Origin of the sequence: Enterobacter quasihormaechei (genome assembly GCF_004331385.1) — a bacterium.
Taxonomy (GTDB): domain Bacteria; phylum Pseudomonadota; class Gammaproteobacteria; order Enterobacterales; family Enterobacteriaceae; genus Enterobacter; species Enterobacter quasihormaechei.
Window position 1 is genome coordinate 332852 of sequence record NZ_SJON01000002.1, and the last position, 19599, is coordinate 352450.

The window sequence follows — 19599 nt, forward strand, 5'->3', positions numbered from 1 at the left end:
GGCTTCTGACTGAGCTAGGGATCGTTCCCAACCGCGTCCAGCAGTTTGTTTTTGAAGATGAACAAACACGCCTCGTTGAAGTTCCCCGCCCCTAACCGCTCCGACAGCACCGTTCGCTTGCGATAGAGGCTTTTGACCGACATATTCAGCTTATCTGCAATCTCTTCCATTGACCTCCCTGCCTTCAGCAACCGGATCATTACCGCTTCGTGTCGACTCAGGCGTAAGTTAAGCAGCCATTTGGTTGTCAGACGCCTGCCTTTCATATCGAGCACCAGATTGAATAACGACGCCATATCCGGCGCCGTAAGCGACGTGTTCATAAACAGCTTCATACTGAGAAGGTCCTCCTCTCGAGGGTGCATATCCAGCATAACGCAGCAGATCGTTTTTCTCGTTCTGGCTGGATGGCGTATCAGGTAATCATATAAACGGAGCGGCGTACGGCTATCAATCAGTACAGTATATTCATCTGCACCGGTATCAAATATGTTTCTGTCAATCGAACTGAGGCAAATTATATCCGGGAAAAATAGCCGCATCCCCCTGACAAGGAAACAATCCTGAGTCACTAACACAATTGAAGTCGCCACTAACCATCCCTTTTAGATTAAAGCAAGCCCGCCTCTTAAGAAAGAAGAACGCTTTCGCTTATAGCGCTTTACATTAACGGCAAATGTTTTCTGGCTTTGATCATCCCTCAATATGCACATTGGTGAGCTAGACTTTTCGTAGACTATCACTCAATGGCTGACGTTAATTATAAATAAAAAAGAATTTCAGAAAAGTCACTTCCCTGAACATTAAGAATTTTTGTCATGAAACTTCCCAAACACGCACCGGAAAGTACTTTAATTAACTGAGCAGAACATCATTTCGAATATAACAAAAAGAAAAACAAACGAATAAAAAATCAATATTATCAATAAGTTAAAAACAAAGGCCGCGAATTAAATTATCTAAAAAACCGTCATCTTCCAGAATTATCTCAAAATACCCCACCCGCTTTTCAACTTATTTATCCCCCAACACATCGGGTGTACATTACCCCCAACTGAATCACCGAGATGAGGGCTCATAATTACCTTTAAGTAAGTATCCCGTAACGTAGCACCATTCAGATTTAATGTTCTCCTTTATGGCCTTTAACGTTGAGTTAAAAGGCGGCCGTGTTATGCAATGGATTCATGATAAACAAATGGCAAATAGATATGGAAAGATCGCTTCGCTTCACTACGTTATTCTTTTATCGCACCACAATATTATTACTCCTGCCTTTACTCTTTCCTGTTCTGGTTCAGGCTGATGAATCCGCTTATGCGCATCAGATTCAACAGGCACGTAACGGTAATTACGCTCAGTTTCTTGATTATCTACAGCGCTATGAGCAACAACATGCTTTAACGCCCGAACAGGTTGCGGACTGGTTACAGGTTGCCTCCTGGGCAGGGCGCGATGATGAGGTTATCCAGGTCTGGCAGCGTTATGGCATCTATATGCCGCTGCCCGCTCGCGCCATCGCTGCTGTCGCGCAATCCAGGAGAAACCAAAAGGCCTGGCCATCTGCCCTGTCGCTGTGGAAAGAGGCGCGCAGCCTTGCGCCGGATAACGACGATTACCGCATCGGCTATGTGAAGACCCTGGCCGATGCCCGCATGGATCGTCTCGCGCTATCGGAAGCCCGGCAACTGGTAAAGGAAGAGCCTTCTTCCGCGCACCTTGAGACGCTCTCCTATGTCTGGATGCGCCAGGGAAAAAACAGGGATCGGCTGCTGGCGGACATGCGCGCGCTGAGCGCCGCGCCAGGGAATGAGGCCCTTCTTCGCGAGACGATCGATGCGCTAACGGATAACCGGGTAAGCACGCCCGCACTCTGGCTGTCACAAAACGCGGCGCTCTCTCCTGCGGAGCGCCGCCGCCTTGAGCGTAACGCCGCGGCTGAACGGGTACGCCTGGCGGATGTGCCGGGCAGAACGGAGAAAGAGCGCCTGCGGCTGGCACAAAGCGCATTAGATCGTTACCAGGCCCTGCTTTCCCGCTGGCAAAACGACCCGCAGGCGGCTGAAGACATCGTCCTTGCCCGTATTGATCGGCTTGGTGCGCTGTATGCGCAGAGTGATTACCGGCAGGTCATTAGCGAATATCAGGCGCTGACAGCCGCACAGCATCCGGTGCCGGAGTGGGCCATAGGCTGGGTGATCTCTGCATATTTGCAGGAGAAAAACGCCGTCGCCGCCTTCTCGCTTGTGCAACGCTATCCACAATACGCCTCCGATCCGCAGGACGAGGAACATGCGCTTTTCTACGCCTGGCTGGATACGGGGCAGTATCAGGCCGCCCGCCGCTACGTTGAGCGCGAGACCCGCAGCGTTCCCTGGACCCGCTACGATTTCGGGTCCCCCACCGCCCAGCCAAACGATCGGTGGCTTACCGGGCAGTCACTCAACTTTAACTATTTGCTGACGACCAACGCCCTGCCGGAGGCCGAAAAGCTGGCGCATCGTCTGGCGTCAACGGCACCGGGCAATCAGGGGTTACAGATTGATTATGCCGCCCTGCTTCAGGCGCGGGGCCTGCCGCGCGCGGCCGAGCAAAAGCTTAAGCAAGCAGAGACGCTTGAACCGTCGAATCTGGAGCTTGAAAAACAGCAGGCTTACGTCGCAATGGACCTTCAGGAGTGGCGACAGATGGATTTACTGGCTGAGGACGTGCTGTCTCGCGCCCCCACCGATCGCAGCGCCCGCCGCCTGGACCGGCTCAGAGCGGTCCACCATATGTCTGAACTGCGTCTGAACGCGGGTAAAGGATTGCACTCAGATAACCCCGTCAGCGGTACCCACGACATGAGCTGGGACGCCACGCTCTATGGCCCGCCCGTGGCGGATAGCTGGCGGCTGTTTGCTGGCGCCCGCTATGCACAGGGCAATTTTGACGAAGGCAAAGGCATCAGCCGCCACCTGTTGGGCGGCGTTGAGTGGCGGCCACGCGACCTGACGCTCGAAGCCGAGATCTCCAGCAACCGCTATCACGGTGAAAACAAGCCGGGTGCCCGGCTCTCAACGACTTACAGCCTCAGTGACAGCTGGCAGTTCAGCGGTAGCCTCGAACGGTTGTCCCGCACCACGCCCTTACGGGCGCTACGCAATGGCATAAGCGCGAACCGTGGCGAAGGCGGAGTGCGCTGGTATCAAAACGAGCGCCGGGAGTATCAGCTTAGCGCCGCCGTCAGCCGCTTCTCAGACCATAACCGCCGTCAGGAATATGTCCTCACGGGGAAAGAGCGCCTCTGGCAGACCCCGTCCCTGACGCTGGATCTCGAACCGGGGATCGCCGCCAGTAAAAACAGCCTGCGGGATACGCTTTATTACAACCCGACACGGGATCTGTCCGTCACGGCCGCCCTGTCCGTTGACCATGAGATGTACCGCCACTACGACACCCTCTGGAGCCAGCAGATTGTCGCCGGCGGCGGCAGATACTGGCAGAAAAATCAGTCACCTGGCGCCATTACCCTGCTGGGTTACGGGCAACGCATTCAGTGGAATAACGTCGTGGATACCGGGGTGATGCTGAACTGGGATAAACGCCCTTACGACGGCAAACGCGAAAGCAATCTCTCCGTCTCGTTTGATGCGACTTTACGCTTTTAAGGATGACTATGCTGAACACACGTTTTTCAGTGAGACTGTTACTCACCGCCTGTCTCTGCCTCAGCGCGAGCGTTTACGCGCAGGCGCTCTCGTTTATTGCGCCCAAAGAAAGGCCGCAGCAGGAGGCAAGCAAACCCTGGCCGAAAAACCAGTTTCTGGTGCTCGCCTATCACGACGTTGAAGATGATGCAGCCGATCAGCGCTACCTCTCCGTTCGCACCAGCGCGTTAAACGAGCAGATTAGCTGGCTTTTGCATAACGGCTATCACGCCATCAGCGTGCAGGACATTCTTGATGCCCATGACGGAAAGAAAACGCTGCCGCAGAAAGCCGTTTTGCTCAGCTTTGACGATGGCTACAGCAGCTTTTATACCCGCGTCTGGCCGCTGCTTCAGGCATGGAACGTTCCTGCGCTGTGGGCGCCGGTGGGCAGCTGGGTGGATACGCCGTCAAATCAAAAGGTTAACTTCGGCGGTCTGATGACGCCCCGCGATCGGTTCGCGACGTGGGACATGGTTCGCGAGTTAAGCCGCTCCCCGCTGGTTGAAATCGGCGCGCATACCTGGGCCTCACATTACGGCATTCCGGCCAACCCACAGGGCAGCCGTGAACCGGCCATCGCCAGCCGCTTTTATGATAAAGCGACGGGACGCTATGAAACTGACGCACAGTTCAGCCAGCGGATCGGCGATGACGTGCGCAAGGTGACGGATAAAATCACCCGGGTAACCGGGAAAGCGCCGCGCGCCTGGGTCTGGCCGTACGGAGCAGCCAACGGCACGTCACTGTCTATTGCCAAAAAAGAGGGCTACCGGCTGGCCTTTACCCTGGAGGATGGACTGGGCGACGTGGGCAATCTCAGCAGCATTCCCCGCCTGCTGATTGCCGGGAATCCCTCGCTCAAAACCTTTGCCAGTACGGTCAGCCAGATCCAGGAGCACGACCCCGTGCGCGTCATGCACGTCGATCTCGACTACGTTTACGATCCCGACCCGTCTCAGCAGGCCCAGAATATCAACAAGCTGGTCCAGCGGGTCTACGACATGAAAATAAGCCATGTTTTCCTCCAGGCCTTTGCCGACCCGCAGGGCGACGGCAAAATCAAAGCGCTCTATTTCCCCAACCGCCGGCTTCCGGTTCGGGCCGATCTCTTTAATTTTGTCTCCTGGCAGCTCCAGACCCGGGCGGGCGTGAAGGTCTTCGCCTGGATGCCGGTGCTCTCGTTCGATCTCGATCCTTCCCTGCCGCGCGTTCAGCGTCGGGATCGTCAGACAGGGGCATTGCACGAGGCCACCGATCCCTATATCAGGCTTTCGCCATGGAACCCGCAGGTTCGCCAGCAGGTGACGGAAATCTATGAAGATTTGGCCCGGCATGCCAGCTTCAACGGGATTGTGTTCCATGACGATGCGGTGCTGACGGACGTTGACGATGCCGGGCAGGATACCGCGCGCCAGAGGAGCCAGCTGCTTATTGGGTTCACCCAGGCCTTAAGCCAGGCGGTAAAGGACATTCGTGGTCCGCAAATTAAAACTGCGCGGAATATGTTCGTCTTGCCCATTCTACAACCCGAAAGCGAAGCGTGGTTTGCGCAGAATCTTGATGATTTTCTGGCGGCCTATGACTGGACGGTACCGATGGCAATGCCCCTGATGGAGTCCGTCCCGGTAGAGGAGAGCAATGCATGGTTTACGCGTTTGGTTAAAGCCGTCGCCGCGCGGCCCGGCGCGCTCAATAAGACCATTTTTGAACTCCAGGCGAGAGACTGGTCGCAAACACCGCAACGCCCCGTTCCCGACGAGCGTCTGGTGGAGTGGATGCGCGTGCTCCAGCTGAACGGCGTCAAAAATTACGGTTACTACCCCGACGATTTCATTAACAACCAGCCTGCTATGTCACGCATCAGGCCTGAATTATCTTCCTACTGGTATCCTGACAATGACTGATCGCATTATCGCATTCTCTATTTTATGTCTGGTGTTCGGGCTGCCATTAGGCGTTGCCGCCCTGTTTACCGGCGAGCTGATCCTGGATTTTGTGTTCTTCTGGCCGCTGTTCATGTCCGTATTGTGGATAACCGGCGGTCTCTACTTCTGGTTTCAGCTCGAACGACGCTGGCCGTGGGGCAAAGAAACGCCAGCCCCGATGCTCGCCGGTGAGCCGTTAATTTCCATCCTTATTCCCTGTTTCAACGAGGAAAGGAATGCCAGAGAGACCATCAGCGCAGCGCTGGCTCAGCGGTATGAAAATATTGAAGTTATCGCCATTAACGACGGATCTTCCGACAACACCGCCCGGGAGCTGCACCAGCTCGCGCTGGAGCAGCCGCGCCTGCGGGTGATTAACCTCGCGGAGAACCAGGGGAAAGCCGTTGCGCTCAAGGCCGGGGCAGCGGCGGCCCGTGGCGATCTGCTGGTCTGCATTGACGGCGACGCCCTGCTTGACCGCGACACGGCGGCGTATCTGGTGGCGCCGCTGATCCAGTATCCCCACGTTGGGGCCGTCACCGGGAACCCGCGCATTCGCACGCGCTCGACGCTGATTGGCCGTATTCAGGTGGGCGAGTTCTCATCCATCATTGGGCTTATCAAACGGACGCAGCGGATCTATGGCCGGGTCTTTACCGTCTCGGGCGTGATCGCCGCCTTTCGCCGCCAGGCGCTGGCGGACGTCGGGTACTGGAGTCCGGACATGATCACGGAAGACATCGACATCAGCTGGAAGCTCCAGCTGCGCCACTGGGATATCTTTTTCGAGCCGCGGGCGCTGTGCTGGATCCTGATGCCGGAGACCCTCAAAGGCCTGTGGAAACAGCGTCTGCGCTGGGCGCAGGGCGGCGCGGAGGTGTTTCTGGTCAACCTTCGCAGAATAGTGCGCTGGGAACACCATCGCATGTGGCCCCTGTTTATGGAGTACGCGCTGTCAACGCTGTGGGCATTTGCTTACGCGGTGACGGTACTGTTATTCCTCATCAGCCATGTCGCGCCGGTGCCCGCCAACCTGAACGTTGAAACCCTCTTTCCACCGGCGTTTACCGGGCTATTGCTGGGCGTTATGTGCCTGATGCAGTTCCTTGTCAGCCTGTACATCGAGCGGCGGTACGAGCGAAAAGTGGCGAGCTCGCTTTTCTGGGTGATTTGGTTCCCGATGGTCTACTGGATGATTGGCCTGTTTACCACCCTTGTTGCATTTCCAAAAGTTATGCTTAAGCGCCAGCGCGCACGCGCACGCTGGATCAGCCCGGACCGGGGAAAAGGACGTCTTCAATGAACGAAAATACCTTAATTTTGACTGAACACCGGCTACTCCCACGCCTTTTCGATACCGCGTTAACGCTGCTGGCGTGGGGAGGATTTCTGTTTTTTCTGTATGCCCGGCTGTGGATGCAGTTAACTGAAGAGAGCGAGTACCGGTGGGGAGACATCATTGCTTCCTTTAACACGGTGCTAATTTATTTGCTGCTCGCCGTGCTCAACGGCTGGCTGCTGATTTTATGGTATCAGTACAATCGTCGACGTACCCACGTAAGACGCCGTCGTGCGGGCTATTTGCACCATGACGAGCTTGCCAGAAGCTTTGACGTCTCACCGCAGCTTATCTCGGAGATGAGCCAGTACAACCTGCTGACGGTCTATCATGACCAGATCGGCCGCATCATTGATCTCAAGATTAGCGAGCAGCAGGACGAGGAAGAAGCGTAAGAAAAAGCCCCCGCAGGTTATCCGACGGGGGCTTTTTGTCGCGGGTATGAATTACTTATCCTTCACCACAATCAGCGGCTCAATATCGCTCTCTTTTTTCACCACCAGCGAGTCATCCCCGCGCAGACAGGTTCCGCCATAGTTCCCGCCCACGGTAAAGGTGCAGACCTGAATGTATTTGCCGTCAACCTTCGGCAGGCACCACAGCTGCTGATAGATATTTTTACGATCGACAAACTTGCCGCTGGATTTATCCAGCAACTCATCCTGAGCGCTGATGAGGTCGATGTTGCTCCCGCAGCGCCCGGCAATAGGCTTAACGGCGTAACCGGTCTGCTTCAGCAGGCCGTTCACCTCGAAGTCAGTATCCAGCAGATAGCGGTGGTTCGGGAACAGCTGCCACAGCACCGGCAGAATCGCCTTGTTACCGGGGATCACCGTCCACAGCGGTTCGAAGACCAGCACTTCCGGGCGCAGAAGGACGTCGATCAGGCGTACTTCACCCTGCGGGTGTCCGGTGCGGATAGGCACGGCGGCGAACTCGGTTTCGCTCACCTCGCGGATCTGCTCAATCGCCGTTTCCCACGCCCAGGTTTTCCATACGCAGTTGACGTGACGGCCTTCATCATCAATCAGTTGCCCGGCGGCATCCCAGCTCAGCGCGCCCAGGCCATGGAGGATTTTGGTTTCAAACCCGGCCTGGATCAGCGAGCGCTGAATAAAGAGCGCGTGGTAATCCTCTTCAGTATCGTTGTCCTGCATGATATGCACGAACGGCCGCGCGTGGCTGTGCTTCCAGGCGCCGGTCAGCTCCTCCAGCAAGCCTTCCGCCGGATTGTGGCCGGTGCCGCGATAGCCGTTTTTCACCCACTCTTCGAGAATGAGCCCGCCCTCGGTATGGCAGGAGGCCGAATCCGCGTTGTACTCGTAAACCTTAATGCCGCGCTCATCCATGCAGAAATCCATACGACCGGTGATCATATGGTGACGACGCCACTGCCAGGAGAGGCGCAGGCGCGGCCAGAGGATTTTCGGGATGTCGAAAAGTGCGAGGAGATTGTCGTCTTTCAGCACCTTGTCGGTGGCGTGGAGGTACATCAGGTGCAGTTCGTTGGTGGCTTTGATCAGCTCCTGCTCGGCGCTTTCGGTAATGGTGAAGTACTGGCAGGGATCTTTGTTGATAACGTGGCCGTTGGCGCGAACGTACGCCTGTTGCAGGGCGTCGTTTTCATTGAGCCATTTCCCGTCAAACTGACGGCTGTTCTTCAGCCGCGCGCCGCTGATTTTCAGCAGCTCACCGTCGATCTCCGGCTGAGGAATGCTATGTTCAGTCTCCTCCGTCTGGATCATCCAGCCGAGGATCTCGGTATCGCTGAACGTGTCATGAAGCGTATAGCAGCCGTTTTCAACGCTCAGACGCAGCTCGCGCGTCCACTGCTGCCCCAGCGGCAACGGAGTATGGATCACGTTCTGCTCCGCAATGCGCACCCTGTCGTCCAGCAGCTGGGTGATGACGGCCACGTGTCCGGTCTCCTGAAACTCACCGCCCTTTTGCCAGATAAGCAGAGCCCCGGCCTGCGGCGCGCGCTTCGAGCCATTGGCAAAGGCCTGTAACGGCAGAATGTTGTCGTTCACCACCTGGCGTAAAAAACGCAGAGAGAAGATCTCCCACGCCATCCCGACGTCGGTAAAGACAAACCCGTGGTTGAGAAACAGGAAGCGGCGCGCAAACTCAACGCACTGCCATTTATGGCCCATGTATTCGTTGCCGATATAGCTGCGGAACTCCGCGTCTTCCGGGTAGTGGCGCAGATCGAGACTGCCATAATTTGAAGAGTAAATCGCCACGCCACCCGGCGCATAACCTAATAACGTCCCGAAGGGTGCGTCACTGCTTAACGTTCCTTTACGCATGTGTCCAACCTAAAACAGGCAGGCGGCAATTTTTTGTGGGGTTGTCGTCGTCTGCACGTTGTAATTAACTGACAGAGGTGGCGTTATCATACACCCGCCCTGACCATTACGCTCGCATCGTTAAACGGTTCCTATATCTCCTGCTACACTGCCTCAACACAACACCAAAAAGGCAGGCCAACATGTCCGAAAATACCTATCAGCCACCGAAAGTGTGGGAATGGAAACAGAATAACGGCGGCGCGTTCGCCAATATCAACCGTCCCGTCTCGGGCACCACGCACGAGAAAGAGCTCCCCGTGGGCGCGCACCCGCTCCAGCTGTACTCTCTGGGTACGCCGAATGGACAGAAAGTTACCATCATGCTGGAGGAGCTGCTGGCGCTGGGTGTAACGGGCGCGGAATACGACGCATGGCTAATCCGCATCGGTGAGGGCGATCAGTTCTCCAGCGGGTTTGTCGACGTGAACCCGAACTCGAAGATCCCGGCGCTGCGTGACCACTCCACCACCCCGCCGACGCGCGTTTTTGAATCCGGCAATATCCTGCTCTATCTGGCCGAAAAGTTTGGTCACTTCCTGCCAAAAGATCCGGCAGGACGAACGGAAACCCTGAACTGGCTGTTCTGGTTACAGGGCGCGGCCCCGTTCCTCGGCGGCGGTTTCGGCCACTTCTACAACTACGCGCCGGTGAAGATTGAGTACGCTATCGATCGCTTCACCATGGAAGCTAAACGCCTGTTCGACGTGCTGGACAAACAGCTGGCGCGCGGCCGCTACGTGGCAGGCGAAGAGTACACCATCGCCGATATGGCGATCTGGCCGTGGTTTGGCTGCGTGGCGCTGGGCAGCGTTTACAATGCCGCCGAGTTCCTCGACGCCGGGAAGTACACCAACGTGCAGCGCTGGGCAAAAGATGTGGCGAATCGCCCGGGGGTTAAACGCGGGCGCATCGTTAACCGCACCAACGGCGAGCTGAGCGAGCAGTTGCATGAGCGCCATTCAGCGAGCGACTTCGATACCCAGACGGAAGATAAACGTCAGGCCTGACGGATGACCGGGCGGTTCGCCGCCCTTCTTCTGCGATGAGAAAAGTGAGTCAGCACGCGTGCGCAAGGAACCTCGTATGTCAGACCAGACGCTGAAAGCAACCCGACAGCAGCGCCTTATCGCTTTGCTGAGTAAAAGCGACTGGCTGACTACCGATGTACTGGCTGAGAAACTCTCCGTCAGTAAAGAGACAATCCGCCGGGATTTGAAGTCGTTGCAGCAGCAGGGGAAGCTCCTGCGTCAGCACGGACGGGCGCGTCTGATTCATCCCGATAGCCGCGACAGCGGTGAACCCTTTGGCGCACGGCTGAAAAGCCATTATGCCGACAAAGCCGATATTGCCCGCCACGCGCTAGGCTGGATCAGCGAAGGGATGACCATTGCCCTTGATGCCAGTTCGACCTGCTTTCATCTGGCGCGCCAGCTTCCGGATATCGAACTCACCGTGTTTACCAATAGCCTGCCTATCTGCCACGAGATGGCGAAGCGCGAGCGGATCACGCTTATCTGTTCCGGCGGAACGCTTGAGCGTAAGTATCGCTGCTATGTAAATCCGGCGCTGGTGACGCAGCTAAAAGGGCTGGAGATCGATCTGTTTATCTTCTCGTGTGAAGGGGTCGATGAGCATGGCGTCCTTTGGGATCCGTCCGAGCACAACGCGGGCTTTAAGGCGCTGCTGTTAAGCCGCGCCAGCCAGTCGCTGCTGCTGATCGACAAAAGTAAATTTATGCGGGCAAGCGAAGTGAAAATCGGCCAGCTGTCGCAGGTGACACAGATTATTCAGAGCGATAAACGTCAGGCCGCCAGTGACGGCCTGACGCGATGATGTTACGCGGAGAGACGGAACTTCTGCACTGAGCGCTGGAGCTCTTCAGTCTGCCGCTCCAGTGCGGCGGCGGCGGCGGAAACCTGCTCCACCAGCGAGGCGTTCTGCTGGGTCACGCCGTCCATCTGGGTGATGGCCACGCCCACCTGCGAAATGCCTTTACTCTGCTCCTCTGACGCGGTGGCGATCTGCTTCATAATGACGGTCACCTCCTTCACGTCCCGCAGGATGGCTTCCATCGTCGTGCCGGTATCGTTCACCAGCTGCGCCCCCTGCGCCACGCGGGAAACGGAATCTGCAATCAGCCCTTCGATCTCCTTTGCCGCGTTCGCGCTGCGGCTGGCCAGATTACGCACCTCACCCGCAACGACCGCAAAGCCACGCCCCTGCTCCCCTGCCCGGGCCGCCTCGACCGCGGCGTTAAGCGCCAGAATGTTGGTCTGGAAGGCGATACTGTTAATCACGGAGGTGATTTCAGCAATCTTCTTCGAGCTGGCTGAGATGCCGCTCATGGTGGTGACGACCTCGTCGACCAGCGAACCGCCGCGGCTGGCCGTGCCGGAGGCAATGTCCGCCAGCTGGCTGGCCTGGCGTGCGCTTTCGGCGTTCAGCTTCACCGTTGCGGTAAGCTGCTCCATGCTCGCCGCCGTCTCTTCCAGCGCAGCGGCCTGCTCTTCGGTACGCGAAGAGAGATCGTTATTCCCGCTGGAGATCTCCGTTGCCCCGCGCCAGATATTCTCGCTGCCGGAACGGATGGTGCTAACCGCCTCACGCAGGCTGTCCTGCATGGCGCTCAGCAGCGGCACCAGCTGGCCCACGCAGTTGCGGCCAATGGGCGGAATCGGCTGGCTGAGATCGCCCTGCGCAATCTGGCGGAACTGCTGGCGGATGCGTTCCAGCGGCTTCACCAGCAGCGCCACCAGGTAGCGGTCGGTGAAGAGCAGGATCAGCAAACCGACGATCGTGGCGGTAACGATCACCGTCCGGGTTATGCTGGTGAGGCTGTCGACCACCACGCGCGTACTGTCGAGCGCCGTCACCGCAGAATTGTTAAAGTTCTCAACCGCGGCGCCAAACGCGCGGCTCAGCGGCGGCGTGACGTTGTTGGCCTGCTGACGATAGCCTTCGAGCGTCGCCTGCTTCGCCTGCGCCATCTGCGGCGTAACGCCCCGATCGAGCAGCGCCTGCCAGGTGGAAATGACCTGCGCAGAGACCGTTTCATCCATCGGGCCCGGGGAGATGGCCTTCATCTCCGCCAGCTTTTTGCTCATGTTATCCAGAGCCTGCTGGGCGGAAGCCAGGTCCGGCGTGCCGCCCGCCGCTTTAACGTCCATCGCGCGGCTCAGGCGGGTGACAAAACGAAAATACTGATCGTTACCCTGGCTCAATACCGTCATTTGCCGGACCAGCTGACGGTCAACGTCGTTACCATCAGAAACGCGGGACAGAGACCAGGTGCTGTAAAGCCCTACGCCCGCCCACATGACACAAAAGATCCCCAGTATCGTCAGCATGACGAAACGGATGGTGAAATTACGAAGCATGTTCATTGAGTGTTCCTTGCCGTGAGGGTGAATTCGCCCAGAGGCGAGTGCTATCCTCGTTATCGGCAGGGACAGGGGAAAAGATAACCCCTTGTGATGATTTATTTAAGCAGTGCTTATTATTCCAGATGCTTTTTAAACCAGCTTAACGTTCTCGATCAGCCAGCTCGGCTTCGGGCTGGTCATAGCGTGGGCATAATAGTCATCGTAATCATTCAGCTCGTGCGGAAAATTCTTGCTAGTCAGGCGCGTCGTCGCTTATCTCCACGATTTATGATTTGATAGGCTTAGAATAAAAACGCTGTTTCGAAAATTCACCGATAAGAAAGGAGACATCATGTCCTGGCACCCTTACTCCGGCCGATACGAAAATATGCAGTACCGATACTGCGGCAAAAGTGGCCTGCGCTTACCGGCGCTGTCGCTGGGCCTGTGGCACAGCTTCGGTCACGTTCAGGCGCTCGATTCCCAGCGTACGCTGCTGCGTAAAGCCTTCGATCTCGGCATTACCCATTTTGACCTTGCCAATAACTACGGCCCTCCTGCGGGCAGCGCTGAAGAGAATTTTGGCCGCCTGCTGCGGGAAGATTTTGCCGGTTATCGCGACGAGCTGATTATCTCCACCAAAGCGGGCTACGACATGTGGCCAGGGCCGTACGGTTCGGGCGGTTCACGTAAATATCTGCTCGCCAGCCTCGACCAGAGCCTGAAACGCATAGGCGTGGAGTATGTGGATATTTTCTATTCTCACCGCGTTGACGAACACACGCCGATGGAAGAGACCGCCGCCGCGCTGGCACACGCGGTGCAGAGCGGAAAAGCGCTGTATGTCGGCATTTCGTCTTACTCCACGGAACGCACGACGGCGATGGCCGAACTGCTGCGCGAGTGGAAGATCCCGCTTTTGATCCACCAGCCGTCTTACAACCTGCTTAACCGCTGGGTCGACAAAACTGGCCTGCTGGACGCGCTGGAGAAAAACGGAACGGGCTGTATCGCCTTTACCCCGCTGGCGCAGGGCCTGCTGACCGGTAAATACCTGAATGGTATTCCGGACGGTTCACGCATGCAGCGGGAAGGGAAGAAAGTGCGCGGCCTGACGGAGAACATGCTGACGGAAGCTAACCTGAGTAGCCTTCGTCTGCTGAATGAAATGGCGCACGCGCGCGGGCAGACGATGGCGCAGATGGCGCTAAGCTGGCTGTTGAAAGACGCGCGCGTAACGTCGGTGCTCATTGGTGCGAGCCGCCCGGAGCAGCTGGAAGAGAACGTGCAGGCGCTGAATAACCTGCGCTTTACCGAAGATGAACTGACGCGCATTGACCAGCACGTGACGGACGGTGAACTGAATTTGTGGCAGGCGTCGTCGGATAAATAGCGCGCCTGCTGCCCTCACCCCGGCCCTCTCCCACAGGAAGAGGGTTAGGGTGAGGGGCGCGGTGAATTTATTTCTTACTGATCTTATCCAGATACCCCATCACAAACGCCGACAGCACAAACGTCAGGTGGATAATGACATACCACATCAGCTTATTGTCCGGGACGTTCTTCGCGTCCATAAAAACGCGTAACAGGTGAATAGACGAAATCGCCACAATTGACGCCGCGACTTTATTTTTCAGCGAGGAGGCGTCCATTTTCCCCAGCCAGCTGAGCTTTTCTTTATGCTCGGCGATATCAAGCTGAGAGACGAAATTCTCATAACCGGAGAACATCACCATCACCAGTAATCCCCCCACCAGCGTCATATCCACCAGCGACAGCAGAACCAGAATCAAGTCGGCTTCTGCCACGGAGAAAATGTTTGGCAGGACGTGGAAAATCTCCTGGAAGAACTTGATCGTCAGAGCGACCAGCGCCAGGGAAAGACCAAAATAGACGGGTGCGAGCAGCCAGCGAGAGGCATACATTGCGTTTTCAAAAAAGCGTTCCATAAAATCCTGTCTGCAAACGAAACCAGCGCTCAGTATATCTCAACTACACATCGTTGGGATCTACATCCGGGCGCGCATACTCCGGCCAGACCAGCGCAACCAGTTCCGGGTAGGCTTCGAGGCTAAACTCGCGAAAACACTGGCGCAAATTTAATACGTCCAAATCGGAGTACGACACCTTCTCACCATTCAGACAGCGCTTTTTGATATTGTCATAATATTTATAGACGGCGGAATTAAGGTCGCTACAGCGGCGCTGCGCATCGAACAGGCCGGGCGTGTCATTAATGTCGGACATTTTCATCCGCTTAATTGTCGCATGAAGAAAATCGATATATTCGTGATTCACCCGCCAGTACCACACCGGCGTTACGGCGTTCATCAATACGGAGAAATGATCTTCCCCCTCCTCTTTGGACATCAATTCAGGCTGCGGCGGTTCACTGACGTCTTTTGACACTTTCGTTTTATTGAACTCTTGCATCAATAAAAGCACGCCAGCGGTCAGTAATAGTAACGTTATGACCGTAAAGAAAATGCTGTTCATGGGTAGGCTCCATTTTTTTTGATTTTAAAATTGCCTCATGTTATTGTCAACGAATCTCACCCTTTTTCCAACCCCACCCTTTTGAAATTAAAGGAAATTAAAATGCTGCCCGACAATATTGTCCCGGCAAAGTACCACATTACGCCTGTGGAACAGCCTTCGACGGAAGCAGATAAAGAGGCGAATTTCACTCAAGGAAAAAGAAAACTCTCCGACTACGAAGCCGACATATTAATTGGTGTTTCGCGCACCGGCAAATCTCGTAATATGGTGCTGGAAGAGCACGATCGCCATTTAAAAGAACGTTTATTTCGGGCCATCAAGATTGAAGCTCTGGTTCATCTGCTGAATGATTTACAGGCCGAAGGGGAAATAGATGCCCAGACTTTAAGTCAAATAATGGCCGAGAAAACGCAGCAAATAAATGAAGCGGGCAATGAAATTTGGCTTAATTTAATTACGCGTGAAAAAAACAATCCCATTTTTTATCAGTTGGGGGAAGATTAACGTGAATAATGATACCGGTAATAACGTTTATTTGACTTTAGATGATAAGAAAAGCGATGAATTTATCTTAAAGCAAAATCTCGACGCCCTCAAAAAGATAAAAAATGACGAGATGACGCGAATTACGCAGGATTTAATTTCAATTCCGGCCACGCTGGTGCGCCTGAAATGGCAGAACCGCCGGGAGATTTATGCCTTGCAGGTCAAAGAGGAAATTTACGGCGCGGTGATGAACGCCATTATTGAACAGCGCCCTGAGCTGAAGGAGAAGATCCTCGGGCGGCTGGAGGCGAGCTATCAGTACCTGCTGGCACGCGAAACCGCCACCCTGCGCCTGACCCGTAAACTCTCGGAAGGCAACTATCGCACATCAAACGTCACCTGCGTGGCGCTCGATGAAGAGGCGTCAACAACATCTTCCGACTGCTGACAACGTGGTTCGCCCGGCGGCGCTAGCCTGAGATTGTGGGCCGGGTAAGGCGAAGCCGCCACCCGGCACGGAAGGCGGCTTCGCCTTCGTTTTACTTCGCGGCCGCTTTCTCTTCGCCGACCAGACCAATCTTCAGGTAACCCGCCTGATGCAGCGTGTCCATTACCTTCATCATGGTTTCGTAATCGACGGTTTTATCCGCGCGGAAGAAGACGGTGGTGTCTTTCTTGCCGCCGGTCAGCTGGTCCAGCGCCGGAATAACCGAGGCATCCGTCACCGGGTCGTTGCCCAGGAACATGGATTTGTCAGCCTTCACCGACAGGTAGATAGGCTTTTCCGGACGCGGCTGCGGCTGGCTGGAGGACGCAGGCAGATTCACCTTCACGTCCACCGTCGCCAGCGGCGCGGCAACCATAAAGATAATCAGCAGAACCAGCATGACGTCGATAAACGGCGTCACGTTGATTTCATGCATTTCACCGTTATCGTCCAGATTTTCATTAAGACGCATTGCCATAGAATCAACCTACGCGCAGTTTGGAGGCCGCATGCACCGGCTTAACGGCGCTGGCGTTCAGGTCCAGGTCGCGGCTTTGCAGCAGCAGAACCTGCGCGGCAACGTCGCCCAGCGTGGCTTTGTAACTGCCAATCATGCGTGCAAAGATGTTATAGATAACCACCGCCGGGATAGCGGCAACCAGACCAATAGCCGTTGCCAGCAGCGCTTCTGCGATACCCGGCGCGACGACCGCAAGGTTAGTGGTCTGCGTCTGGGCGATACCGATAAAGCTGTTCATGATGCCCCAGACGGTACCAAACAGGCCGACAAACGGGGAGATGGCGCCGATAGTCGCCAGGTAGCCGTTACCGCGGCCCATATGACGGCCTACGGCTGCAACGCGACGCTCCAGACGGAACCCGGTACGCTCTTTAATGCCTTCGTTATCTTCACTGCCTGCGGAGAGTTCCAGCTCGTTCTGAGCTTCATTCACTAACAGGGTGGTCAGGCTTTTCGCATGGAAGGATGAGGTGATATCAGAAGCCTGATCCAGAGAGCGGGCTTCTGCCAGCTGCTTCTGCTCACGCTTGAGGCGACGTTTTTGTGAAAGAAGTTCGGCGCTCTTGCTGAAGAAGATAGCCCAGGTGATCACGGACGCCAGAATCAGGCCGATCATCACAATCTTAACTACGATGTCAGCATGATGGTACATGCCCCAAACGGAGAGATCCGTCTGCATCAAATTATTACCCACTCTGTATCTCCAGGACGCAAATCACAAATCTGAACGTAATAATATCAAAACGTCGTCGAATTGATAGTAGTTCTCATTAGTATTTACATAGTGCCGTAATTTTCGCTCACTTTCCTTGCGCTTACGCAGTAAAAATTTTTTATGCGTATTTTTAATAATATTTTCTGCTTATTCGATAAGCATCCGGATGCACATTCTGACAATCATGGTAGTCTGGACGTCCAGACGTATAAAAATAGGGTTAGCGAACATGACTAAAAAGCAGCTTGAGACCACGCTGGTGCAGGCAGGACGCAGTAAGAAATACACCCAGGGCTCCGTCAACAGCGTGATCCAGCGCGCCTCCTCGCTGGTGTTTGATACCGTCGAGGATAAAAAAATCGCCACGCGTAATCGCGCGAAGGGCGGGCTGTTTTACGGTCGTCGCGGCACGTTAACCCATTTCTCGTTGCAGGAAGCCATGTGCGAACTGGAGGGCGGCGCGGGCTGCGCGCTGTTCCCGTGCGGCGCGGCGGCGGTCGCCAATACCATTCTGGCGTTTGTGGAACAGGGCGACCACGTCCTGATGACCAATACCGCCTACGAGCCAAGCCAGGACTTCTGCACCAAAATTCTCAGCAAGCTCGGCGTCACCACCAGCTGGTTCGATCCGCTGATTGGGTCAGGCATTGCCGGGCTTGTTCAGCCCAACACGCGCGTGGTGTTCCTGGAATCTCCCGGCTCCATCACCATGGAAGTGCATGACGTCCCGGCCATCGTGAACGCGGTGCGCAGTATCGCGCCGGAAGCGATTATCATGATCGACAATACCTGGGCGGCAGGCGTGCTGTTTAAAGCGCTGGACTTTGATATTGATATCTCCATACAGGCGGCGACCAAATATCTGATTGGCCATTCCGACGGCATGATCGGTACGGCGGTAGCTAACGCCCGCTGCTGGGATCAACTGCGTGAAAACGCCTACCTGATGGGTCAGATGGTGGATGCCGATACCGCCTACATGACCAGCCGGGGCATCCGTACGCTCGGCGTGCGTCTGCGTCAGCACCACGAAAGCAGCCTGCAAATTGCCCAGTGGCTGGCGCTGCATCCGCAGGTGGAGCGCGTTAACCATCCGGCGCTGCCGGGCAGCAAAGGCCACGAATACTGGCAACGTGACTTTACGGGCAGCAGCGGGCTGTTCTCATTTGTTCTTAAAAAGCGCCTGAATGACGCCGAGCTGGCGCGCTATCTGGATCACTTTACCCTCTTCAGCATGGCCTATTCCTGGGGTGGATTTGAATCGCTGATCCTGCCTAACCAGCCGGAGCAGATTGCAGCCCTGCGCCCGGGCGGCGAGGTGGACTTTGAGGGGACCTTAATCCGCCTGCATATCGGGCTGGAAAATGTGGACGATTTAATTGCGGATTTATCGGCAGGGTTTGAGCGCATCGTGTAAAGTGCTGGCTGAAATGTACTCCCCGGAAGCCATTCTGAACACCGCAAGCGGAAAAGTCTGTATGAGATGCGCCTGCGATCAACCCCGACAGGCAAATTTGGGAGTACAATAGCGTTATATCTGCTGTTCCACAGGAAAGTCCATGGCTGTTATTCAAAATATCATCACGGCGCTCTGGCAACACGATTTTGCCGCGCTGGCGGACCCGCATGTCGTCGGGATTGTCTATTTCGTGATGTTCGCGACGCTGTTTCTGGAAAATGGACTACTGCCAGCCTCATTTTTACCCGGAGACAGCCTGCTTCTGCTCGCAGGAGCGTTAATCGGCAAGGGCGTGATGGACTTCGCACCGACAATGGTGATCCTCACCTCTGCGGCCAGCCTCGGCTGCTGGCTGAGCTATTTGCAGGGACGCTGGCTTGGAAACACCCGCGTGGTGAAGGGCTGGCTGGCGCAGCTGCCGCATAAATACCACCAGCGTGCGACCTGCATGTTTGACCGCCACGGCCTGCTGGCGCTGCTCGCCGGGCGTTTTCTGGCGTTTGTGCGTACCCTGCTGCCGACCATGGCGGGGATTTCAGGCCTGTCTAACCGCCGCTTCCAGTTCTTCAACTGGCTGAGCGCCCTGCTCTGGGTGGGCGTGGTCACCACGCTCGGCTACGCGCTGAATATGATCCCCTTTGTTAAGCGCCATGAAGACCAGGTGATGACGTTCCTGATGGTGCTGCCGATCTTCCTGCTGGTTGCTGGGCTGGTGGGTACTATTGCGGTGGTGATTAAGAAAAAGTATTGCAGTGCATAAACAA

The 19599-nt window shown here is 55.7% G+C and carries 18 protein-coding genes; 11 read left to right on the plus strand and 7 right to left on the minus strand.

Annotated features, from left to right (window positions below; genetic code table 11):
- Positions 1-14 precede the first annotated feature (14 nt).
- Positions 15-542, minus strand: coding sequence for a helix-turn-helix transcriptional regulator (locus tag E0L16_RS04235; RefSeq protein ID WP_063451244.1), 528 nt, complete (start codon positions 540-542; stop codon positions 15-17).
- Positions 543-1211: 669 nt separating this feature from the next.
- On the opposite strand from E0L16_RS04235, the gene pgaA reads away from it, so the two are divergent.
- Genes pgaA through pgaD form a run of 4 tightly spaced genes read left to right on the plus strand, consistent with a single transcriptional unit; the run spans position 1212 to position 7351 of the window.
- Positions 1212-3650: a poly-beta-1,6 N-acetyl-D-glucosamine export porin PgaA gene (gene pgaA, locus E0L16_RS04240; RefSeq protein ID WP_131636385.1), complete on the plus strand. Its 2439-nt coding sequence runs from the start codon at positions 1212-1214 to the stop codon at positions 3648-3650.
- A gap of 8 nt (positions 3651-3658) precedes the next feature.
- Entirely contained in the window at positions 3659-5596 is a 1938-nt protein-coding gene (gene pgaB / locus E0L16_RS04245) for a poly-beta-1,6-N-acetyl-D-glucosamine N-deacetylase PgaB (RefSeq protein WP_131636386.1), read from the plus strand.
- Positions 5589-6920, plus strand: coding sequence for a poly-beta-1,6-N-acetyl-D-glucosamine synthase (pgaC, locus tag E0L16_RS04250; protein ID WP_131636387.1), 1332 nt, complete (start codon positions 5589-5591; stop codon positions 6918-6920). The genes pgaB and pgaC overlap by 8 nt, the downstream gene beginning before the upstream one ends.
- Positions 6917-7351 (plus strand): poly-beta-1,6-N-acetyl-D-glucosamine biosynthesis protein PgaD, encoded by a 435-nt coding sequence (gene pgaD, locus E0L16_RS04255; protein ID WP_063451195.1) that lies wholly within the window; start codon positions 6917-6919, stop codon positions 7349-7351. Before pgaC ends, pgaD begins: the two co-directional genes overlap by 4 nt.
- Before the next feature lie 51 nt (positions 7352-7402).
- On the opposite strand, the gene gss is transcribed toward pgaD, so the two are convergent.
- Positions 7403-9265 (minus strand): bifunctional glutathionylspermidine amidase/synthase, encoded by a 1863-nt coding sequence (gss, locus tag E0L16_RS04260; protein WP_131636388.1) that lies wholly within the window; start codon positions 9263-9265, stop codon positions 7403-7405.
- A gap of 182 nt (positions 9266-9447) precedes the next feature.
- On the opposite strand from gss, the gene yghU reads away from it, so the two are divergent.
- Together yghU and fucR are read left to right on the plus strand one after the other, a co-directional pair.
- Complete coding sequence (gene yghU, locus E0L16_RS04265; RefSeq protein WP_131636389.1) at positions 9448-10314, plus strand: glutathione-dependent disulfide-bond oxidoreductase; 867 nt, start codon at positions 9448-9450, stop codon at positions 10312-10314.
- A gap of 91 nt (positions 10315-10405) precedes the next feature.
- Positions 10406-11140, plus strand: a complete 735-nt coding sequence (fucR, locus tag E0L16_RS04270; RefSeq protein WP_242672213.1) for an L-fucose operon activator — start codon at positions 10406-10408, stop codon at positions 11138-11140.
- A 2-nt stretch (positions 11141-11142) separates the two neighbouring features.
- Here fucR and E0L16_RS04275 read toward each other — a convergent pair whose 3' ends face one another.
- On the minus strand, positions 11143-12690 hold the full coding sequence (locus tag E0L16_RS04275) for a methyl-accepting chemotaxis protein (protein ID WP_131636391.1): 1548 nt from the start codon (positions 12688-12690) through the stop codon (positions 11143-11145).
- Between the two features lie 331 nt (positions 12691-13021).
- On the opposite strand from E0L16_RS04275, the gene E0L16_RS04280 reads away from it, so the two are divergent.
- Positions 13022-14062, plus strand: coding sequence for an aldo/keto reductase (locus E0L16_RS04280; RefSeq protein ID WP_131636392.1), 1041 nt, complete (start codon positions 13022-13024; stop codon positions 14060-14062).
- A gap of 67 nt (positions 14063-14129) precedes the next feature.
- Here the strand turns inward: E0L16_RS04280 and E0L16_RS04285 are convergent, their stop codons facing one another.
- Complete coding sequence (locus E0L16_RS04285; RefSeq protein WP_003862473.1) at positions 14130-14618, minus strand: TIGR00645 family protein; 489 nt, start codon at positions 14616-14618, stop codon at positions 14130-14132.
- Between the two features lie 43 nt (positions 14619-14661).
- A complete protein-coding gene (locus E0L16_RS04290; RefSeq protein ID WP_131636393.1) occupies positions 14662-15165 on the minus strand; it encodes an ESA_00282 family adhesion-associated protein in 504 nt (167 codons plus the stop codon).
- A gap of 102 nt (positions 15166-15267) precedes the next feature.
- Here E0L16_RS04290 and E0L16_RS04295 point away from each other — a divergent pair, with 102 nt between their 5' ends.
- Positions 15268-15672, plus strand: coding sequence for a hypothetical protein (locus E0L16_RS04295; RefSeq protein ID WP_063867777.1), 405 nt, complete (start codon positions 15268-15270; stop codon positions 15670-15672).
- Between the two features lies 1 nt (position 15673).
- Positions 15674-16102: a cytoplasmic protein gene (locus E0L16_RS04300; protein WP_112793099.1), complete on the plus strand. Its 429-nt coding sequence runs from the start codon at positions 15674-15676 to the stop codon at positions 16100-16102.
- A 91-nt stretch (positions 16103-16193) separates the two neighbouring features.
- Here the strand turns inward: E0L16_RS04300 and exbD are convergent, their stop codons facing one another.
- Both exbD and exbB read right to left on the minus strand, forming a co-directional pair.
- A complete protein-coding gene (gene exbD, locus E0L16_RS04305; protein WP_001251472.1) occupies positions 16194-16619 on the minus strand; it encodes a TonB system transport protein ExbD in 426 nt (141 codons plus the stop codon).
- A 4-nt stretch (positions 16620-16623) separates the two neighbouring features.
- Positions 16624-17355, minus strand: coding sequence for a tol-pal system-associated acyl-CoA thioesterase (exbB, locus tag E0L16_RS04310; RefSeq protein WP_063451187.1), 732 nt, complete (start codon positions 17353-17355; stop codon positions 16624-16626).
- A 250-nt stretch (positions 17356-17605) separates the two neighbouring features.
- Between exbB and metC the strand changes: the two genes are divergently transcribed.
- Positions 17606-18793, plus strand: coding sequence for a cystathionine beta-lyase (gene metC, locus E0L16_RS04315; RefSeq protein ID WP_063867770.1), 1188 nt, complete (start codon positions 17606-17608; stop codon positions 18791-18793).
- A 142-nt stretch (positions 18794-18935) separates the two neighbouring features.
- Positions 18936-19595 carry a DedA family general envelope maintenance protein YghB gene (yghB, locus tag E0L16_RS04320; RefSeq protein WP_023323743.1) on the plus strand — a complete coding sequence of 220 codons (660 nt, stop codon included), beginning with the start codon at positions 18936-18938 and terminating at the stop codon, positions 19593-19595.
- Positions 19596-19599: the final 4 nt, after the last annotated feature.